Raw genomic sequence first — 327 nt, forward strand, 5'->3', positions numbered from 1 at the left:
CCCTCAAGATGAGATTTCCCAGTATGTAAGACCCCTTGAAGACGACGAGGTAGATAGGCTGGGGGTGGAAGTGCAGCAATGCATGGAGCTGACCAGTACTAATCGGTCGAGGGCTTATCCAATATGCAGGTTTTAGTCGCAGGTTTCGTTTCGGATCTAGTTTTCAGAGAATAATCTCTGAATAGTATTCCCTGATAGCTCAGTTGGTAGAGCACTCGACTGTTAATCGAGTTGTCACAGGTTCGAGTCCTGTTCGGGGAGCCATATGGAGAGGTGTCCGAGTTGGCCGAAGGAGCACGATTGGAAATCGTGTAGGCGCCACAAGCG

Annotated in this window: 1 tRNA gene and 1 rRNA gene; both read left to right on the forward strand. The window is 49.8% G+C overall.

Annotated elements, in window-relative coordinates:
• A 23S ribosomal RNA gene (locus HP552_RS03765) occupies nucleotides 1-122 on the forward strand; the annotation flags it as partial.
• A gap of 66 nt (nucleotides 123-188) precedes the next feature.
• Nucleotides 189-264, forward strand: a tRNA-Asn gene (locus HP552_RS03770).
• Nucleotides 265-327: the final 63 nt, after the last annotated feature.

The sequence above is a fragment of the Paenibacillus xylanilyticus genome, assembly GCF_013359935.1.
Lineage (GTDB): Bacteria > Bacillota > Bacilli > Paenibacillales > Paenibacillaceae > Paenibacillus > Paenibacillus xylanilyticus.